General features: G+C 61.4%; 13 protein-coding genes. 8 read left to right on the plus strand and 5 right to left on the minus strand.

Features of this window, described 5'->3' with window-relative positions; translation table 11 throughout:
• Both ACT53T_RS16280 and coxB read right to left on the minus strand, forming a co-directional pair.
• Positions 1-1,167 (minus strand): cbb3-type cytochrome c oxidase subunit I (locus ACT53T_RS16280; protein WP_476161994.1); only part of this gene is annotated, 1,167 nt, incomplete at its 3' end.
• Positions 1,164-2,174: a cytochrome c oxidase subunit II gene (gene coxB / locus ACT53T_RS16285; protein WP_476161995.1), complete on the minus strand. Its 1,011-nt coding sequence runs from the start codon at positions 2,172-2,174 to the stop codon at positions 1,164-1,166. The genes ACT53T_RS16280 and coxB, both read right to left, overlap by 4 nt.
• Before the next feature lie 316 nt (positions 2,175-2,490).
• Between coxB and ACT53T_RS16290 the strand changes: the two genes are divergently transcribed.
• The 4 genes from ACT53T_RS16290 (at position 2,491) to ACT53T_RS16305 (ending at position 8,010) form a co-directional block, all read left to right on the plus strand.
• The gene (locus ACT53T_RS16290; RefSeq protein ID WP_476161996.1) at positions 2,491-3,696 is read left to right on the plus strand and encodes a zinc-dependent alcohol dehydrogenase; all 1,206 of its coding nucleotides are present in this window, start codon (positions 2,491-2,493) and stop codon (positions 3,694-3,696) included.
• 240 nt (positions 3,697-3,936) lie between these two features.
• A complete protein-coding gene (locus tag ACT53T_RS16295; RefSeq protein WP_476161997.1) occupies positions 3,937-4,962 on the plus strand; it encodes an HWE histidine kinase domain-containing protein in 1,026 nt (341 codons plus the stop codon).
• Positions 4,963-6,632: 1,670 nt separating this feature from the next.
• Positions 6,633-6,824 (plus strand): hypothetical protein, encoded by a 192-nt coding sequence (locus ACT53T_RS16300; RefSeq protein ID WP_476161998.1) that lies wholly within the window; start codon positions 6,633-6,635, stop codon positions 6,822-6,824.
• An 88-nt stretch (positions 6,825-6,912) separates the two neighbouring features.
• A complete protein-coding gene (locus ACT53T_RS16305) occupies positions 6,913-8,010 on the plus strand; it encodes a glycosyltransferase family 4 protein (RefSeq protein WP_476161999.1) in 1,098 nt (365 codons plus the stop codon).
• A 334-nt stretch (positions 8,011-8,344) separates the two neighbouring features.
• Here the strand turns inward: ACT53T_RS16305 and ACT53T_RS16310 are convergent, their stop codons facing one another.
• The 3 genes from ACT53T_RS16310 to ACT53T_RS16320 form a co-directional block, all read right to left on the minus strand.
• A complete protein-coding gene (locus tag ACT53T_RS16310) occupies positions 8,345-8,533 on the minus strand; it encodes a hypothetical protein (RefSeq protein WP_476162000.1) in 189 nt (62 codons plus the stop codon).
• 1,870 nt (positions 8,534-10,403) lie between these two features.
• Entirely contained in the window at positions 10,404-10,835 is a 432-nt protein-coding gene (locus ACT53T_RS16315) for a YrrC family ATP-dependent DNA helicase (RefSeq protein WP_476162001.1), read from the minus strand.
• Positions 10,825-11,292 carry a WGR domain-containing protein gene (locus tag ACT53T_RS16320; RefSeq protein WP_476162002.1) on the minus strand — a complete coding sequence of 156 codons (468 nt, stop codon included), beginning with the start codon at positions 11,290-11,292 and terminating at the stop codon, positions 10,825-10,827. Before ACT53T_RS16320 ends, ACT53T_RS16315 begins: the two co-directional genes overlap by 11 nt.
• Before the next feature lie 140 nt (positions 11,293-11,432).
• Here ACT53T_RS16320 and ACT53T_RS16325 point away from each other — a divergent pair, with 140 nt between their 5' ends.
• From ACT53T_RS16325 to ACT53T_RS16340, 4 genes are all read left to right on the plus strand, one after another.
• Positions 11,433-12,389 carry a DUF3991 domain-containing protein gene (locus ACT53T_RS16325; protein ID WP_476162003.1) on the plus strand — a complete coding sequence of 319 codons (957 nt, stop codon included), beginning with the start codon at positions 11,433-11,435 and terminating at the stop codon, positions 12,387-12,389.
• On the plus strand, positions 12,386-13,315 hold the full coding sequence (locus ACT53T_RS16330) for a hypothetical protein (protein ID WP_476162004.1): 930 nt from the start codon (positions 12,386-12,388) through the stop codon (positions 13,313-13,315). Before ACT53T_RS16325 ends, ACT53T_RS16330 begins: the two co-directional genes overlap by 4 nt.
• On the plus strand, positions 13,299-15,416 hold the full coding sequence (locus tag ACT53T_RS16335; protein WP_476162005.1) for an ATP-dependent helicase: 2,118 nt from the start codon (positions 13,299-13,301) through the stop codon (positions 15,414-15,416). Before ACT53T_RS16330 ends, ACT53T_RS16335 begins: the two co-directional genes overlap by 17 nt.
• 186 nt (positions 15,417-15,602) lie before the next feature.
• Complete coding sequence (locus tag ACT53T_RS16340; protein ID WP_476162006.1) at positions 15,603-17,879, plus strand: adenosylcobalamin-dependent ribonucleoside-diphosphate reductase; 2,277 nt, start codon at positions 15,603-15,605, stop codon at positions 17,877-17,879.
• Positions 17,880-17,894 lie beyond the last annotated feature (15 nt).

The following is a 17,894-nucleotide window of genomic DNA, read 5'->3' on the forward strand; positions in this document are numbered from 1 at the left end:
GCCCGTCAGGCCGCCGAGCACGAATATCAAGAAGAAGCCGAGAACGAAAAGAAAGGGCGTCGCGAAACGCAGGCCGCCGCCGTTGTGAATGGTGATGAGCCAGCAGAAGATTTGAATGCCGCTCGGCACGGCGATCGCCATGCTCGACGCTGTGAAGAAGGCCGAGCCGAGTTGCGGGAGGCCCGTCGCGAACATGTGGTGCACCCACAGGCCGAAGGCCAGAAAGCCGATCGCGATCAGCGAGAGAACGATTAGCGTATAGCCGAACATGGGGCGACGCGCGAAGCTCGGAACGATCATCGAAATCATCCCAGTCGCAGGCAGGAATATGATATAGACCTCGGGGTGCCCGAAGAACCAGAAGAGATGCTGCCAGAGCAGCGCGTCGCCGCCGACGCCGGGATTGAAGAACTGCGTCCCCACCAGCCGATCGAGAATGAGCATCGTGCTCGCCAGCATGATGGCGGGCATGGCGAAGAGCACGACAAAAGAGGTCACGAGCATCGCCCAGACAAAGATGGGAATGCGATCCAGCGACATTCCGGGCGCCCGCATCTTGAGTGTGGTGACGATGATCTCGACCGCGACGACGAGCGCCGAGACCTCCGTGAAGGTGATCATTTGCGCCCAGACATCCGTGCGCTTGCCCGGGGAGAATTGCAGCTCGGTCAGCGGCGCATAGGCGAACCATCCGACGTCGGGTCCCACATTCATGAAGAAGGACGCCCAAAGGAAAATTCCGCCGAGCAGAAATATCCAATAGCCGAAGGCATTTAGTCTTGGAAAAGCGACGTTTCTGGTCCCGACCATCAAGGGTACGAGATAGATGGCCGCGGCTTCGCCTATGGGCACGCCGAACAGGAACATCATCGTCGTCCCGTGCAAAGTGAAGATCTGGTTATAGAGGTCGGGGCCGATGAGGCCCCGTTCCGGGCCGGACAATTGCAGCCGCATCGCCACGGCGGCGAGCCCGCCGAGACAGAGAAAGACGATGGCTGTGAGGAGATACCTTTTGCCGATGATTTTGTGATCGACAGTCGACAGCCTGCCGACGAGGCCCGGACTGTCGCCCCAGCTCTGCGAGAGCAGGCGGCCCAGAGGCGCGCCGTCGAGTTCCCGATCGAGTACCTCGCCCCGCGGCGTCTGCGCTCGCTCCTCAATGCTCATCGCAATCCCTCGAGATAGCGCAGGAGGTCCACGAGCTCGGCGGAGCGAAGGCCCATAGCCGGCATCTTCGCGCCGGGCTTCAGCGCCTGCGGATCGACGATCCATGCTGCGAGATGGCCGCGGGTCATCGGCGCGGCTCCGGCGGCGATGGTGCTGCGGCTCGCGAGATGAGTGAGATCCGGGCCAATGGTCGCGGTGGCGGTCGCGCCGCGCAGCTGATGACATGCGGCGCAGGCGTGGGAGGCGAAGATTTGCGCGCCTCTCAGCCCGGCCGAGTCGCGTGGCGGCTCCGCAGGCCTCAGCTGCCCGTCCCGCCATGCGTCGAATGCCTCGCGGGCCTCGGCTATGACGGTTACGGCCATATGGGCGTGCTGGCGTCCGCAGAACTCCGCGCATTGCCCTCGGTATACTCCTGGCTGATTCGCCACGATACGCAAACGATTCTCTCTGCCTGGAATGAGATCTTCCTTCCCGGCGAGGCTCGGAATCCAGAGGGAGTGGATAACGTCCGCGGAGCGCAGTCGCAGCTCGACGAATTCGCCCGCCGGGATGTGTATCTCATTGGCGACCGCGAAAATATGGTCGGGCCGGGGGTCGATATATCGCGCCTCCCACCACCACTGACGGCCTGTGATCTCGATCGTCAGTCGCGGCGTCTCTCCGCCGATGCGCGCCACCCTGCGGTCGACGAAGAAGCTGACGACCGTCAAGCCGACGATAATCGTTGTCGTCGCGCCGACGGCGATGACGACCATGAGCCTGTCGTGCTTCTCGCGGCGATCGTCGAGCGGCAGGGGAGCCGCCGGCGCCGCATGCGCGCGCAGGCCAGAAAAGAGCGCCGCAGTCACCAAGAGCCATACGAAAGCGCAGACGCCAGCGAAGAGCCAGAACAACGAAGAGATTTCGACGGCGCTCTCGCCTCGCGGATCGAGAACCGAAGCGTCCGGCGAGCAGCCGAGGAGGAGTGTCGCGCAGGCCCAGAGGATGAGCTGTGCGCTTGCGCTCACGGGCGCGGTATCTCCGCTGAGCCGGCCAGCGGGGTTCTCGAATCGTCACGGAGTTGCGTCATTCTCATTCATTCGCACTCGCGGCAACAGAGAGGCTCCGGCGCAGAACGTGACGGGAGAGGGGCGTTTCACGCTACAGCGCCGCCGCTTCAGGGGGCCGCCTGCTCGCTGCTCATCACGAACTATGGAACGCCCAATCTGACCTTTGGGTTCCTCGCTTCGTCCGAACTGCTTCAACGGCCGAGCGCGACAGGCTTTCGCGAGGGGAACCGCTGGTCGCTTTAGTCGTTGTGGGCAAAGGAAGAGGAGATTTCTCATGAAAGCGGTTGTCTTTCACGGAACCGGAGACATTAGGATAGACGATGTTCCCGAGCCGAAGCTCGTGGAGCCGACCGATGCAATCGTGCGTCTCACCGCCTCCGCCATTTGCGGCACCGATCTTCACTTCGTGCGAGGCAGCTTCTCCGGGATGATTCCCGGGACGATCTTGGGCCACGAGGGCGTCGGCGTCGTCGAGGAGGTCGGGTCCAAGGTGCGCAATTTCCGTCCCGGCGATCGCGTCGTCATCGGCTCGACCATCGCCTGCGGGACCTGCGCCTATTGCCGCGCGGGCTATTTCGCGCAATGCGACGAGGCCAATCCGCACGGCAAGCGGGCAGGCACGGCATTTTTTGGCGGCCCGGGCTCCGCTGGCCCCTGGAATGGGCTGCAAGCGGAGAAAGCGCGCATCCCTTACGCCAATGTCGGCATGTTCAAAGTGCCGGATCAAGTCGCGGACGACCAGGCGATTTTGATCTCCGATATTTTTCCGACCGGCTGGTTCGGCGCGGAGCTCGCCGACATCAAGCCTGGCCGCACCGTCGCCATATTCGGATGCGGTCCTGTCGGACAATTCGCGATCGCCAGCGCGCGCCTGCAAGGCGCAGGCAGGATTTTCGCTGTGGATCATCATCCGGATCGCCTGCGCATGGCGCAGCGCCAAGGCGCCGAGACGATCGATTTCGAGTGCGAGGATCCGGTCGAGATCATCTTGCAGGCGACCGGCGGCATAGGCGTCGATCGCGCGATCGACGCTGTCGGCGTTGACGCCGAGCACGCCCACCATGGCCCCGCCGCCTCCACTCTCGCGAAGGCCGGAACGGTGTTGAGCGCCGCGGCCGCGTCTCTGCGCACGCCGCATGGTCATTTCTGGACGCCCGGCGACGGCGCCGATCAGGCGTTGCTCTGGGCGGTGGACGCTCTCGCCAAAGCCGGCACACTGTCCATCATCGGCGTCTATCCGCCAGACCACAAATCATTTCCGATTGGTCAGGTGACGAACAAGAATTTGACGGTGAGAGCGGGCAATTGCCATCATCGCAAATATATTCCGCACCTGCTCGATCTCGTCACCGCCAATTTGATCGATCCGGCCAACATACTCACCAGGACGGAGCCCATGCGAAACGCTATCGACGCCTACGAGGCCTTTGATTCGCGCGAAGCCGGATGGATGAAGGTGGAGCTTCTGCCGGCAACGTGAGGCCGGTTTCACTCCGCGCCGCCAGACCGTAGGCGAATGACTGCGGGATACCATTCACATCAGGCTGGTTTGTGTCCGACTTCGCCGAGCTGTTCGTGAACTGGTAGCGTTGTTTCCAGTTGCGACGTCGGTTAGGGGTGTGGCCGGGTTTCACCGGCGACGCTCGCTAAAATCACGCAGATAGTAGCCTTGAGCCTGAAGGCGTTACGACGTTTATGGTGTTCGAGTGAGGCTCCACGTATGGCACTGGAAAACCTCTATCAGCTCCTGTGTGAGGATCACGTCCAAGCCCAGGGGATCGTCGACAGTTTGGACGAGCCGCTTCTGCTACTTGACGAGAGCCTATGTGTAATCAAGGCCAACCCCGCTTTTTTGAAAGCTTTCGACGTCGAACTGGATGATACCAAGACTAAATCTCTCTTTGGCCTGGGCAACGGGCAGTGGGACATCCCCGAATTGCGACGCCTCCTCGGCGAAGTGATCCCGAAATCTCAGGCTGTACTCGGATTCGAGGTAAGCCATGACTTTCCGTTGATAGGCCGCCGCACCATGCTGGTAAGTGCGCGACGGCTGGTCCTGGAACGCAATAGCAGCACAATCTTGCTCGTGATGTTCAAGGACATAACAGAGACGCGCAGGCATAATGCCGAGAACGACCTTTTGCTGGCCGAGGCCCGCCATCGAATAAAAAACGTGCTGACCGTTGTACATACGATTGCCTTCCGAACAGAGACTAGAGGGCGATCAGCCGTAGAATACCGCGACACATTTTTGGGTCGCTTGGATGCCTTCCTCACCGCCGACGATCTTGCAGCCCAATCCGGCGAGGCCGGAGTTGATCTGGCGGCGATCATCGACGACGCGTTGCGCTCCGTCGATGTAAGCCAGCTCCGCGTCGAGCCCGGTCCCTCGATCCAGGTCGAACGATCCGGCGTTCGACCGCTTCGCATGGTTCTTCATGAGCTGACGACGAATGCCTTCAAATACGGTGCGTTGTCGAGTCCAGACGGGATTGTGCATCTAAGCTGGCGCATGCTGGGCGCGGACAGCGGGGCAGCCCTTCAGCTCGATTGGCGGGAAGAAGGAGGTCCCCCTGTGAAACCCTCCCGCTGTACGGGGTTCGGAATGAAAATGATAGAAAGCAGCGCCGAAGCCGGCGGAGGGAAGGCAGAACTGCGTTTTGAACCCAATGGCATGTGCGCTGTGATAGAAATTCAGGCGGCGCATAAGCTGACATGCTCCGTCGCCGGGTTTCAGGATATTTGACTCTCGATGGAAGCCAACGCACCACCCACCCATACTGCAGCGGAAGGCTTCGCCGCACGCGGTGGCGGCCCGCGCGCGACGATTGTGTTCCTTGGCCCTTGACGTCGAAAGGCCCGCTGAAGTGCGTCGCTTAGCGCCGGTTGCCGCCAGCTATGCCTCCAGCGCCGCCGCCTGATCCTTCGCGCGAGCCACCGGCGTGCGAAGCTCCACCCTTTCCAATTCCGCCTCCACTTTCCTGCAGTCGTGAGCGGGAGGTGTCTGGCGTTGCTGAACGGTGTTCCCGGCTCCCGGCTCCCCCGCGCCGCCGCTCGTCGATGCCCTGCCTTCTATTGCCGATGTAAGCGCTCCGTCCGGTAGCCTCGCCTCCACGCAGGCGCTCTGAGTAGACGCTGCCGCGCCCACGTAGTCGTTCGTTGGCGTAGTTTGGCGAAGCCCCCTGTCGTTGGCGGAAATAGTTGTCGTATGTTTCACGACGAACGCCACGAATAGCCGCGTAGGAGCCACCGCCTTTCCTGTAGGAGTATTTCGGACAAACGCATTTAGCGCTATAAACTCGCTTGTACTCGACGCTCTGGACCGGCGCGTCGAGCGCGGTCCCGAGCCGTGGGGCGGGCATCGCATGCGAGCCCTGCGAAACGCCCGATAGTCCAATCGCAGCAGCGATTAATGTCAGCATCTTTAGAACATTCATGAGCCGTCTCCTTGACCGCGCAAGCGCTTGCGTCCGCGCCGCTGAAGCTCCCCAGCCATGAGACTTTGAAACGTCTCCGAGCTTTCTTGGTTCCGTTGTGAGACCCCAAGCCTCAACCCAACTTCATTGGATTTTTCATCGCGAATCCATTCACGAGGCTGCTGTGGCGCTCCCGGAGATAGACCTCGAAAAACGTGATCGCGCGCTCGCGCGGCGGCCTGGCTTTGCAGTAAGGCGCCTCGGCGCCGCGGCATTGTGCTTGCGGAGGCTTTTCGGTCCGCTTCCCAGCTGGCGCGATGGCGGACACAGAGGCTCTGGCATAGTAGCTGTGAAGCCGCCGAACGCAACCCTGATACGCGGGCTCAGAGTCGGGTTCGCGTGATCCATGCGCCGGACTGGATATGGAAATCCGCTAGGCAAAGGAAGCCGAGGTCGTTCACCGGCACCTACGACACACGGGTCGATGCATCCAGACGGTGTTCTACGTGTTCAAACACAAAGCCGCCGCCGCCGTTGTTGATGGCGTGAGGCTTCCTAGCGCACCGTATAGGCGACGAGCGCATCACCGCCTGATCTAGAAATGTTGAAGGCGGGTGTCCTCGAAGATGGGATCGTGAGCGGTGACGACAACGGAAAGGGTCAGGGCTCGGTGATTTCACCGCTCCTCCCGATGATTGTCGCTGGATTCGAGCACGAGGGGTGACGCCATTTTTTCCTCGATGCGATCGAGCGCGCCATTGCGACGAGTGTTCCGTATTCTCGATCGTTGCCTCGACAAGGTCTACGGCGTCGGCGACAGTGATACGGCGCTGCGGCTCGGTAGGAAAAGGCGATGCGCTGGCCGTGAAGTGCAATGACACCTTCTATTCCTGAGGCAGTCTCTGGAACGAGCTCGCCGAGCGCTTTCGGCTCTCGGCCTGAAAGCGCCTTTCGGCAGGCGCTGAAAAAAGGGCGAGCGGCTGGCTAACTGGAGGATGTCATGCTCGCCGATCCCGACATCGGCGAATATAATAAGGCGCAGGCCGGCAAGGTCTGGACGCGGGCTCTGCCGATCCAACGTAAGATCGCTGATGGCGATCTCGCCTTTTTCAGGCCAAGCGCGGAGTGGAATAGCGATCGAAGCGTTGGCGTCACGAAAGCTTGCCTACTTTCACTTCGGCACACGACCTAAAATGCAAATATGAACCATTCGGAAAGGAACTTTCGATCGAGCGGGAAGTTGAACAGTTCGGGAATTTGGGTGCGATGATGGAACTGAAATGTTGTCGAATCCTTTGGTAGCAGGTCCCGAAGGGCTGAATCGTCGTCTGAAGATCGCTCAAATCGCGCCTCTTACGGAAAGCGTACCGCCGAGCGGCTATGGCGGTACAGAGCGCGTTGTCTCGTTCCTTACGGAAGAGCTTGTTTCACTCGGTCATGATGTGACGCTTTTTGCTAGCGGAGGTTCGAAAACATCGGCGCGTTTGATCTGTTGTAGCGATGCTCCCCTCCGACAAGACGTTTCTTCTGATCCTGTGCTGTCGAATTTGCTGATGTTGGAAGGAGTGCGCCGGATGGCGGCTCAGTTCGACGTGATACACTTCCATGTCGAAAACATGCAATTTCCCTTATTTGAACACTCAGCTGGGACTGTTACGACTTTGCATGGTCGGCAGGATCTGCCGAACCTTGCGAAGTTTTACGACGTGTTCCCAAAAATGCCCCTGGTCTCGATCTCAAACGCACAACGTGTACCCGTCCCGCGCGCGAAATTCATTGCCACAGTTCCGAATGGCTTGCCGCAGGGCCTGTTTACATTATCGTCTGATCGACGAGTCAGCTATCTCGCGTTCCTGGGACGTGTCTCTCCGGAAAAGGGATTAGCTCAGGCTGTTGAAATCGCGACCACAGCAGGTATCCCGCTTAAAATTGCCGCAAAGGTAGACCGTACAGAGGAGGCCTATTTCCGGCGTGAAATTGTGCCCCTTCTCGGCACTCCTAACGTCGAATTTTTGGGCGAGATTGATGATAGCCGCAAGAACAGCTTTTTAGGCGCTGCAGCTGCTCTATTGTTTCCAATTCAATGGCCCGAGCCTTTCGGAATGGTGATGATCGAGGCAATGGCGTGTGGAACGCCGGTGCTGGCGTTTCGGCATGGCTCGGCCGCCGAGGTAATCGACGATGGCGTCAGTGGCGTGCTCGTACGTAACGTTAATGAGGGCCTGGCTAGGTTAGAGCAGCTGCTAAGTCTTGATCGCGCAGGCGTGCGCCGCTGCTTCGAAGCACGCTTCACCTCGAGGCGCATGGCGAGCGATTACGTGTCAGTGTATCGTCGCCTTCAATTTGCGGAGGGAAGGTTTTCTCTACAGCTCGAATAACGCGATGGGCTGAATTCAGACATGCAAAGATCAAGCTGAAGAGATTTTGTCTGATCCTTCGCTTGAACTCCTCATGTAATCGCTCGAAGCGCGGATTGATTCCCACTGGCTCGACGAAAAGCGCGTGAAGGTGGGGAGCTTGTCGTTTGGCTCCATCAGGATGGATGGCGACGGGATTGTGCTTCAACAGCCATTTCCGAATAAACGCCTTGCGGTTCGCTTCGACCGCCTGCGTCGTGCCGGCGTTATCCTTAGACGTCCGAGTGAGGATGGGTTGCTTGGGCGCAGTGCAGCGCTGAACGCTATATGGACCACAAGGCCGTCAGCGCCTTCTTCACGCGCTCGCCGTGGACGAGAAGCCCGGCGCCGGCAAGCCGCGCTTCAGGAGATTGTCGAGCACCGCCCAACACGTGGCCGCCAATATTCTTATCGCAAGCCGAACGTTCTTCCCATCGTTGCGCACGGCGAGGAGGACCACCAACAGCGAGATCAAGGTCGCCTTCTTGTCGAGACGAATGCGCACAATTGTGCCGTCGAGATTGAGGCGAACGACCTATGGATCGAAGGTTGGTTTTGTTACATCAATCGAACAGAATTATCTGCTGCAGATGAAGCGCCGCCTGACGGCGAAGCGCCGATCTGATGGAGGTCGACTATGTCTTCCTATCGCTATAGCGTCAGCCTCTCGCTAGAGGCCGAATCTGTTGTCATACGCGGTGCGGTTCCGACCGTGGCGGCGGCCCATGAAGCCGAAACATTGGCGAGGAAAATGTCGCCGAGCGGAAAAGTAGTCAATCTTCTAATCATAGGCGAAAAGCAGGCACAGCAGGACGAAGTCTACGAATCGGGTCTTGGGTCTTTCCCAGCGAGTGACCCTCCTTCATGGACTGCCGGTCGCCAAGGGCTCGACCCCGCGGCCGCATCAAGCGCCGCCGGGATCGACCGTAGACGCCGTGGACCGTGACCGTCATCGTCATCGCCTGGGCGTGGTGCGAAGGCCATCAACAAGACCGCGTCGCCTCTCAGGCCGAGGTTTTCCGACGACGAAGATCCAACCGACGGTTTGAACGTCGTGCCAAGCCGGCCGAGGCCGCGCCAAACCGGTTAAAGGACATTAACTAAGACACGCTTCGTTAGCGCTTAGCAGTGACAGGGTCGCGCGCGCTTGAGTGATCGTGAGGCGGGCGTGCTCGCGCAAATTTGATCGTTATCGTAACGGAATGATCAAAGAGTCATCCTCGCGTCCCTGCCGTTGTGCACGATTGATTGGTGCGCCACGCAAATTGAAGGATCGATCTCGTAGTCGAGAACGAGCGCGACGCTTCTCGCTAAGATTTTGGCCTCGTCCACCGGCTCCAGACCAATTCGCTGGCCACCGAGGACTTCTCCATTCTTTACAGCGAAAGCGAATATAGCGGGGCCGGGATGGAAATGTCTCTGGACTCGTCAATACTATTGCATCCGGCAAGATCGCATGCGGCCGTAGGATCATCCGAGGCAGGAGAGATTTCATTACAGTTGCCAAGCCACCCTGACTAGAGCGTAGGAACAACTCTTTGGTCGTCACCAAGGCACTTCTTCTCGCATACTGCGCGCCATCTCCGGCGGTTCATCAAAAGCGTCGGCTCGCATGTTTGAGGAATCGCGACGACGGTCGCCGGGCGATCGCAATCGCACTTGGTACGACTGCGGAGAAAGTCAGCTGCCGCGTCCCTTAGATCGTGAGGTCCGGCGGCGAAGGGACGCAGATCATTTGCCATGCGCGGCTTTCATATATCGGTAAGCGCATGCGAGCGATGGTCAAGCACTCGCATGCGCCGACTGCTCCCGGAGTTTCTCCCGACTCGAGATCGCGTCACATACGTTACTCCGTGAGGCGACTCGACAACCTTTGCTTTTTTCCGAAGATAGTCAGCGGTTCGGACACTTTTTCTTGGCGGTTGCACCGAACAGATAATACGAACCAATCAAAATATTTATTAGCGCAATTTTGCTAGCATTTCTCGTTAGGGGGCATCCGCCGTGCTCGGGCACGCTGATCGCTTGAGCGCATGTTCGAGTGCAACAATCGCCGGACAGAGAGCTGACCGCTCTTCCTGTATCGATCGCGATAGCCTTTGCGGGCGATGATTTTCGATATGATGGATGAGCTCGAGCCGCCGCTGAAGGACGTCCAACAGGCAGGCGGCGACTTGCCTTTCAAATTCGACTTTGATCATGGGTGAACATTCTGTTTTTGCTCGAATGCATGCGAACGACTGCGCTGTCGCTAGACGCCGCCGCCCGCATGCACCCGCGCTTCCTCTGGACGCCTCCACCAAGAGGCTCCTTAGTCGAGCAACTAGACAAAGGTGGTTCTGATTCAACCCCCCAAGGAAATTTCAAGCGTTTCACTATGTCTGAGTTCTCGCCTGGGCTTCTGCTACCATCGACGTGGGGCAGTGGGCTTCGGGCGTTCGGTAAGAATCCTGGTGATGACGAAGAACATTCTCGCGGCGAGCTTGGAACCCGTCGCTCGGGACCATGCCGGAGCCCAGATATTTCTCGATGCCCGCAGCCGACGTCGGCGGCGTGGTCTTCAGAAAATCGGCTTTGAATTGAAGCCCATGAGCGCGGTCGTTGATCCAGACGCCGACGGCATGAATATATTCGCCCGCCGAAATTGAGACGGCGTGGCCGACGACCGGCACGAGGTCGCGCTTGCCGCGCGTTTTCACCTTCAGAACCGCGAAACCATTCTCCTCATTGTGGAACGTCATGCGCTCGACCGAGCCGACGAGCGTTTCCCGCGAAACCGCGCTTTGCGATGGCTGTTCAGGTTTCAAGGCGAGGCTCGGGCGCTTCGAAAGGCTTCGCGCCGTTCGATAATCTGACCGTCGTCAAGAGCGGCTGCGCCGCCGGCGATGCGTCGACGACGCAATACTCGACGCCACAGCGCCGAACGGCGCCTTTCCGGCGGCGCAGACCGTCGCGCACATAGGCGCGCGCCTCGTCCTCCGACGCGAATTCGCGCGCGAATGTTCGCCCCCGACAGCCGATCCGGCCGAAGGAGATGCGCACGATCCACGCGCCGAACAGATCGCGCCCGGCCTCGACGCGCCACGAACGATGGCGGTTCGCCTCCGGATTTCGGCCCTGCAATGCAATCGCGATCTCGTCCATCGCCGCCATGCCGGCCCTCCACGCCGCCGCTTCGCATTCGCACACGAATGAATCACGAATGGGAATCCGGAGCAAAGGGAGAGGGGACATGGCTACCGCTAGCGCCGTCCGCGCCGACAAGGGTGCGTCGCCGAGGCTCCCGCGCGTTCCGCGCGCCCTTGCAGCCCGGCCGTCTCGCGGTCGGCCAACGGCGTTTTGGGAAAGGAGAAGGAGAAATCGAGCTCTCCGCTCCGCCCGACCCGAGAAAGGGATGGAACGCCATGAGCCATGACCCGGAAATCGAACAGCTGCGGGCGAAGACCAATTGCGCCGCGCTGCTGGAGCGCTCGACGCCTCCATGGCGGCTCGATCGCCGAGAGAGCACGAAGCATTGCCTCAAATATCGACGGGGACAGGGAGAAATCCTGATCGTCAATCACGAGGGCCGCGGCTGGTGGGATCCGCAGAGCGACGCGAAGGGCGACGTCTTCGATCTCGTTCAGCATCTCGAGCCCGCCCTGAATTTCGGCGAGGTCCGAAAGGTACTGCGCCGTTTCACCGGAATTCGGTCGATTTTTCCCGCCGCCGATATCGAGCGAAGACGCTCGCGTGGCGAGAAAGCCTCGCCTCTCGCGATACCGGTCAGATGGGCGCGGCGGCCCCGGCTGCGGCGCGGCTCGCCGGTCTGGCGATATCTTACCGACGAGCGCCGCCTTCCCCCGAGCGTCCTGGAGACGGCTCGCGCCGCCGACGTCGTGAGAGAAGGGCCATACGGAAGCGCCTGGTTCGCCCATCACGACGACCGGGGAAACGTCACCCATATCGAAATCCGCGGACCGAACTTCAAAGGATCGGTGCGAGGCGGCGACAAGATCCTGTTCCGCCTGCTCTGCGGCCCGGAGCCCTCGACGCGCCTCGTCCTCGCCGAGGCGCCGATCGACGCGCTCAGCGTCGCCGCCTTGGAGAACATTCGCGCCGACACGCTGTATGCGGCGACCGGCGGCGGCATGGGTCCGAAAACGATCTGTGAGATCGAGGCGATCGTCGCTCGCCTCGCGCCCATCCCGGGCTCGCGCTTTTGCAGCGCGGCCGACGCCAATCCCGCCGGCGACCGCTACGCCGCCCGCCACCAGCAGATCGCCGCAGCCGCCGGCGTCGCCTTCGAGCGATTACGGCCGCCCGTCGAGGACAGCGACTGGAACGACATGCTCGCCCAAAGAGAAAGGACCACGCCATGACATTGCACCGCGCCTGGATGCTGCTCAAATCGGGCGGTCGGCTCGACCTGCTCGATCCGAAGCCGGACGCCTGGACCGACGAGGATCTGGCGATCGGGCTGTCGCGCACCTATCGCTGGGGCGGGTATTCGGCCTGGGATCTGCCGCTCAGCGTCGCCCAGCATAGCCTCGCCGTTCTGGCTCTGCGGGAACGCGAAGGAAAGCTCACCCCCCGCGAGTCTCTGCGGGAGCTATTTCACGACGCCACAGAGGCGTTGGTCGGTGGATTCGACCCAATCAGTCCATTGCGGCCGCATCTCGGTGAGGGCTTCGCACAGCTCGATCGGCGGCTGCAACAAGCTGTCGATCGACGCTACGGTCTGCCGCCGTGGACCGACGAGAGCTACGCCCTCCATAAGCGCGCAGACCGGCAGGCGGCGGCGAATGAAGCCTATTACATCGTCGGCTGGAGCCGCCACGACATCAGATCGAGCCTGCAGATCACGCTCGATCCGGTCGACCACGACCCCTTGCCCTCGCCGGACGGCATGCGGCCCTGGGAACCGTGGCCGCCGAAGCTCGCCAGCGCACTATTCCTTCAAAGGCTCGGTGAGATCGAGGACGCGATCGACGTCACCGACACCCTCGACGAAATCGCGATCGACCACACGCTCGCGCAACTGGCCGAAGCCTTCGCTCAGTTGCCCGAGGCGACGCGCCGTCGCTACCGGCATCCCCCGACCGGCGCTCGCCGCCTCGATACGCTCGTCCAGGTCGAAGCCGATGACGGCTCGCAATCGATCGAGGGCGTCATCGTCGACGGCGAGCGCGACGAGACCGGCTCCTTCTACCTCGACGACTTTTTCACGGTTTTCACGACCATCGACGATCCCCGCGGAGAGCTTGTCCGCTGCAACGGAGCAAATTGCCATGTCGAGATACTCTGACATCGACCCGCTCGCCGGCATGGAGGAGTGGGACCGCTTCGAGCCCTGCTTTGACGAACCGCCAGCGGAGCACAGCCCATCCGCCGATGCTTTCGACAGGATCGCCGAGACCCTGACGCCAGAACAGGCGCGCGCGGCGACTCACACGGGGCCGATCCTCGTCCTCGCCGGCGCCGGCACCGGAAAGACCTCGACGCTCACCGCCGCCGTCGTGCATCGCATCGCCGTCGATCGCATTCGCGCTTCGCGCATCCTCGCCGTCACCTTCACCAACAAGGCCGCCGCCGAAATGGCGTCGCGCATCCGCGCCGCGCTCGACGGCCTGGCGGCCCCCTCCTGGCTCGGCACCTATCACGGACTGGCCGCCCGTCAGCTCCGCGACGCGCCGGAGATCGCCGAGCTTCGGCCGAATTTCGACATCGTCGACGCCGACGACAGCCGCCGCTTCGTCAAGCGCGTCATGAAGGCGCAAGGCCTCGATGGCGAGGAGAGCGGCGACGCCGATGCACGCGATCCGTTGAAGATCATGTGCAATCGCATCGCGAAGTTCAAAGACAATCTGATCACGCCGGCCGGCGCCGCCGCCTGGGTCGAAGCCAAGATCGCCAAAAGCGATCGCTCCCGCGAACCGATCGATCCCCATTCGCTGCGCGCCGCCGCGCGCGTCTACGCCGATTATCAGCGCGCCCTGCGCGAGGCGAACGCCGCGGATTTCGGCGACTTGCTACTCTGGCCGACCCTCGCAATGCGCAAGGATGATGCTTATCGCGCGCGCTGGTCGTCGCGCTTCGATTGGCTCGCCGCCGACGAATATCAGGACGTCAATTTCGCGCAATACAGCTGGCTGAAGTCTTTCGCGGCAGAGCATGGACGTGTCTTCTGCGTCGGCGACGATGATCAGGCCATTTACGGCTGGCGAGGCTCAGACATAGAGTATATCCGCCAGTTTCACAAAGACTTCCCGAGCGCTGTGCAGGTCCGTCTCGAAGAGAACTTTCGATCGACCGGACACATACTCGCCGCAGCCAATGCGGTCATCGCTCGGGACAAGAAACGCCTCGGCAAGACACTCTACACACGAAAGGAGCAGGGCGACAAGATCGAGATCGTCGCATACCGCGACGCCCAGGCCGAGGCCACCGGCGTCGTCGAGGAGATCCTGGCCCGCCACGCCGAGGGAACGCCCTGGCAGGATATCGCCATTCTTTATCGCGCCTCTTTCCTGTCGCGCGGCTTCGAAGAAGCCTTGATGCGGGCTCGCATACCGCATGTGATCGTCGGCGACGTCGGCTTCTATCAGCGCGCCGAGATCAAAGATGCCCTCGCGCTCGTCCGTCTCGCGGCGACGCCCGACGATCGCCAATCGGACGAGGCCTTCCGCCGGGTCATCAATGAGCCGCGCCGCGGCTTCGGCGCTAAGGCTATGGAGACGGTCGAGGCGGAGGCCTCGTTTCGAAATGTCTCGCTGCTGCGCGCCCTGGACACCGCCGAGCTGCCGACGAAATGCCGCGCGGCCGGGTTGCAGTTCGCCGACCAGCTGCGCCGCATCGGCGAGGATCGCTCGCACACGCTCGCCGATCAGATCTCGCTGCTGCTCGACGCCACCGGCTATCGCGCCATGCTGCGCGACAGCAAGGCCGAGAGTTCGGAAGATCGGCTCGAGAACCTGCAAGAGCTGATTTCCCTCGCCGGCGAGTTCCACACGGCGCGCGAGCTCCTCGACCATGCAGCGCTCGCCACCAGCCGCCCCGGCGAGGACGAAACCGACCGCGTGCGCCTGATGACACTGCACAAGGCGAAGGGTCTCGAATTTCCGCATGTGTTTCTCCCCGCTTGGGAGGCGGGGGTGTTTCCCTCGGATTACGGTGACGCCGATGAAGAGCGCCGGCTCGCGTACGTCGCGCTGACGCGCGGCATGCGCCGCGTCAGCATTTCCTATTGCGCTTTCCGGCGCGGCTTCGGAGCGCCGTCTCTATACGTCGATGACATACCCGAGGAGCACTGCGTCAGAGGACGCCTGCGCGATGCAGAGCGGCGTCGCGGTACACCACGCCAGCCGATCGATTGGCGGAAGCTCCCGAGCCATTTGCGGCGGCCGTGAGCAGACGCCGCAGCAAGGAACGAGAACCGAAAATCATTGAAAGCACCTGTGCCGCCTGCGTGCCCATCGCCGCAAGGGGCCGTCGCCGAGGCTCCCGCGCGTTCCGCGCGCCCTTGCCCCGACGGGCGTGAGGCGGCCTTCGGGGAATGTATCGGAGAAATGCATCTACGTTTCGAGGAGCAAATCATGAATATGATATCCCCGACCTCACCACGTCGGATCGGCGCGACATTGCCCGCGATCTCGCAACAGATTTGGCACGAAAAATACCGGCTGAAGACCCCCGCTGGAGACCCGATCGACCTGACCGTCGAAGACAGCTGGCGCCGCGTCGCCCGCGCCCTCGCGATGGCCGAATCCGATCCCGCGCAATGGGAGGAAACCTGCTATTCGGCTCTGGAGGATTTCAAATTCCTGCCGGGAGGCCGCATCCTCGCCGGGGCAGGGGTCTCGCGCCGCGTGACCCTCTTCAACTGCTTCGTCATGGGAACGATCGAGGACGATCTCGACGCCATCTTCTCGCATCTGCGTGAGGCGGCGCTCACCATGCAGCACGGCGGCGGCATCGGTTATGACTTTTCGACGCTCCGCCCGAAAGGCGCGCTCGTCAAAGGCGTAGGGGCCGACGCCTCTGGCCCCTTGTCTTTCATGGATGTGTGGAATTCCATGTGCGGCACGATCATGTCGGCCGGCACGCGGCGCGGCGCCATGATGGGAGTTCTGCGCTGCGATCATCCCGATATAGAGGCCTTCGTCGCCGCGAAGGCCGACAAGACTCGCCTGCGCAATTTCAATCTCTCCGTCCTCGTCACCGACGCTTTCATGGCCGCGGTCGACGCAGACAAGGACTGGCCACTCGTGTTTGGCGGCGAGGTGTCTCGCACGATCTGGGCTCGCGACCTTTGGGACCAGATCATGCGCGCGAACTATGACTATGCCGACCCCGGCGTCATTTTCATCGACCGCATTAACGCCCGCAACAATCTCTATTATTGCGAGACGATCGCGGCGAGCAATCCTTGCGGTGAACAGCCCATGCCGCCCTACGCCCCCTGTGACCTCGGCTCGCTTCTTCTCGCCAAGCTCGTGCGCGACCCTTTCACAGCGCATGCCCATCTCGACGAAGAGGAGCTGACCGCTCTCGTCTCGATCGCCGTGCGCATGCTCGACAATACGATCGAGATTTCGCAATTCGCACTCGAGGCGCAGCGCGTCGAGGCCTTTGCAAAGCGGCGCATCGGTCTCGGCGTCACTGGTCTCGCCGATGCGCTCGCCATGTGCAGGCTTACCTACGGATCGCCGGAGGCCGCTGCGATGGCGGCCCACTGGACGCGTCTGATCAGTCGGCAGGCCTATATGGCGTCGATCGATCTCGCCAAAGAGAAGGGCGCTTTTCCGCTCTTCGACCGCGACGCCTATTTGGCCGGCGAGACGGTTCGCAATCTGGACGACGACATCAAAGCAGGAATCTTCGAGCATGGCATTCGCAACGCCTTGCTCACGTCGATCGCGCCGACGGGGACGATTTCGCTGTTCGCCGAAAATGTCTCCTCGGGGATCGAGCCGATCTTCGATCTCACCTATCTCCGCAAGACTCGCCAACCCGACAATTCGTTCGTCGAGCAGGAGGTCGAAGACTACGCCGTGCGGCTCTACCGCGAAAAATTCGGAGCGGACGCGGAGCTGCCCGAATATTTCGTCACCGCGCAGACCCTGACGCCGGCCGATCACATTCGCATGCAGGCCGCGATTCAGGACCATGTCGACGCGTCGATCTCCAAAACCGTGAATTGCCCAGCCGATATCTCGTTCGAGGGCTTCAAAACGATCTACGTGGACGCTTATCGCTCCGGCTGCAAGGGCTGCACCACCTATCGACCGAACGAGATCACCGGCTCCATCCTGTCGACCACGACACCGGCGGTTACCGTTCCCCCGGCGCAGCCGCATCCGGCGATCACGCCGCGCGAGGAGAAGCTCGCCGGCGCGACCTACAAGCTCCGCTGGCCGGAAAGCGAGCATGCGTTCTACGTGACGATCAACGACATCGAAGAGGATGGGAGGCGGCGGCCCTATGAGGTTTTCTTAAATTCGAAGTCGATGGAACATTACGCCTGGGTCGTCGCCCTGACGCGCATGATCAGCGCGGTGTTCCGACGCGGCGGCGACGTCGCATTCGTCGCGGAAGAGTTGAAGGCCGTGTTCGACCCGCGCGGCGGACATTGGAGCGAAGGGCGCTATGTCCCCTCCCTCGTCGCCGCCTTCGGCTCGATCATCGAGCGACACATGATCGACATCGGATTTCTCTCTTCCTCTGAAACGATCGTGGCGGATGCTTCCGAGGAACCTCCGCCGGCGCGCGCCCTCGGCGCGCTCTGCCCGAAATGCAGCCAACCGGGTCTCATCAAGAACGACGGCTGTCTGACCTGCCGTCACTGCGGTTGGTCGAAATGCTCTGGCTGAGGTCTCATCGCCAGC

Source organism: Methylosinus sp. DMC45 (assembly GCF_056313885.1).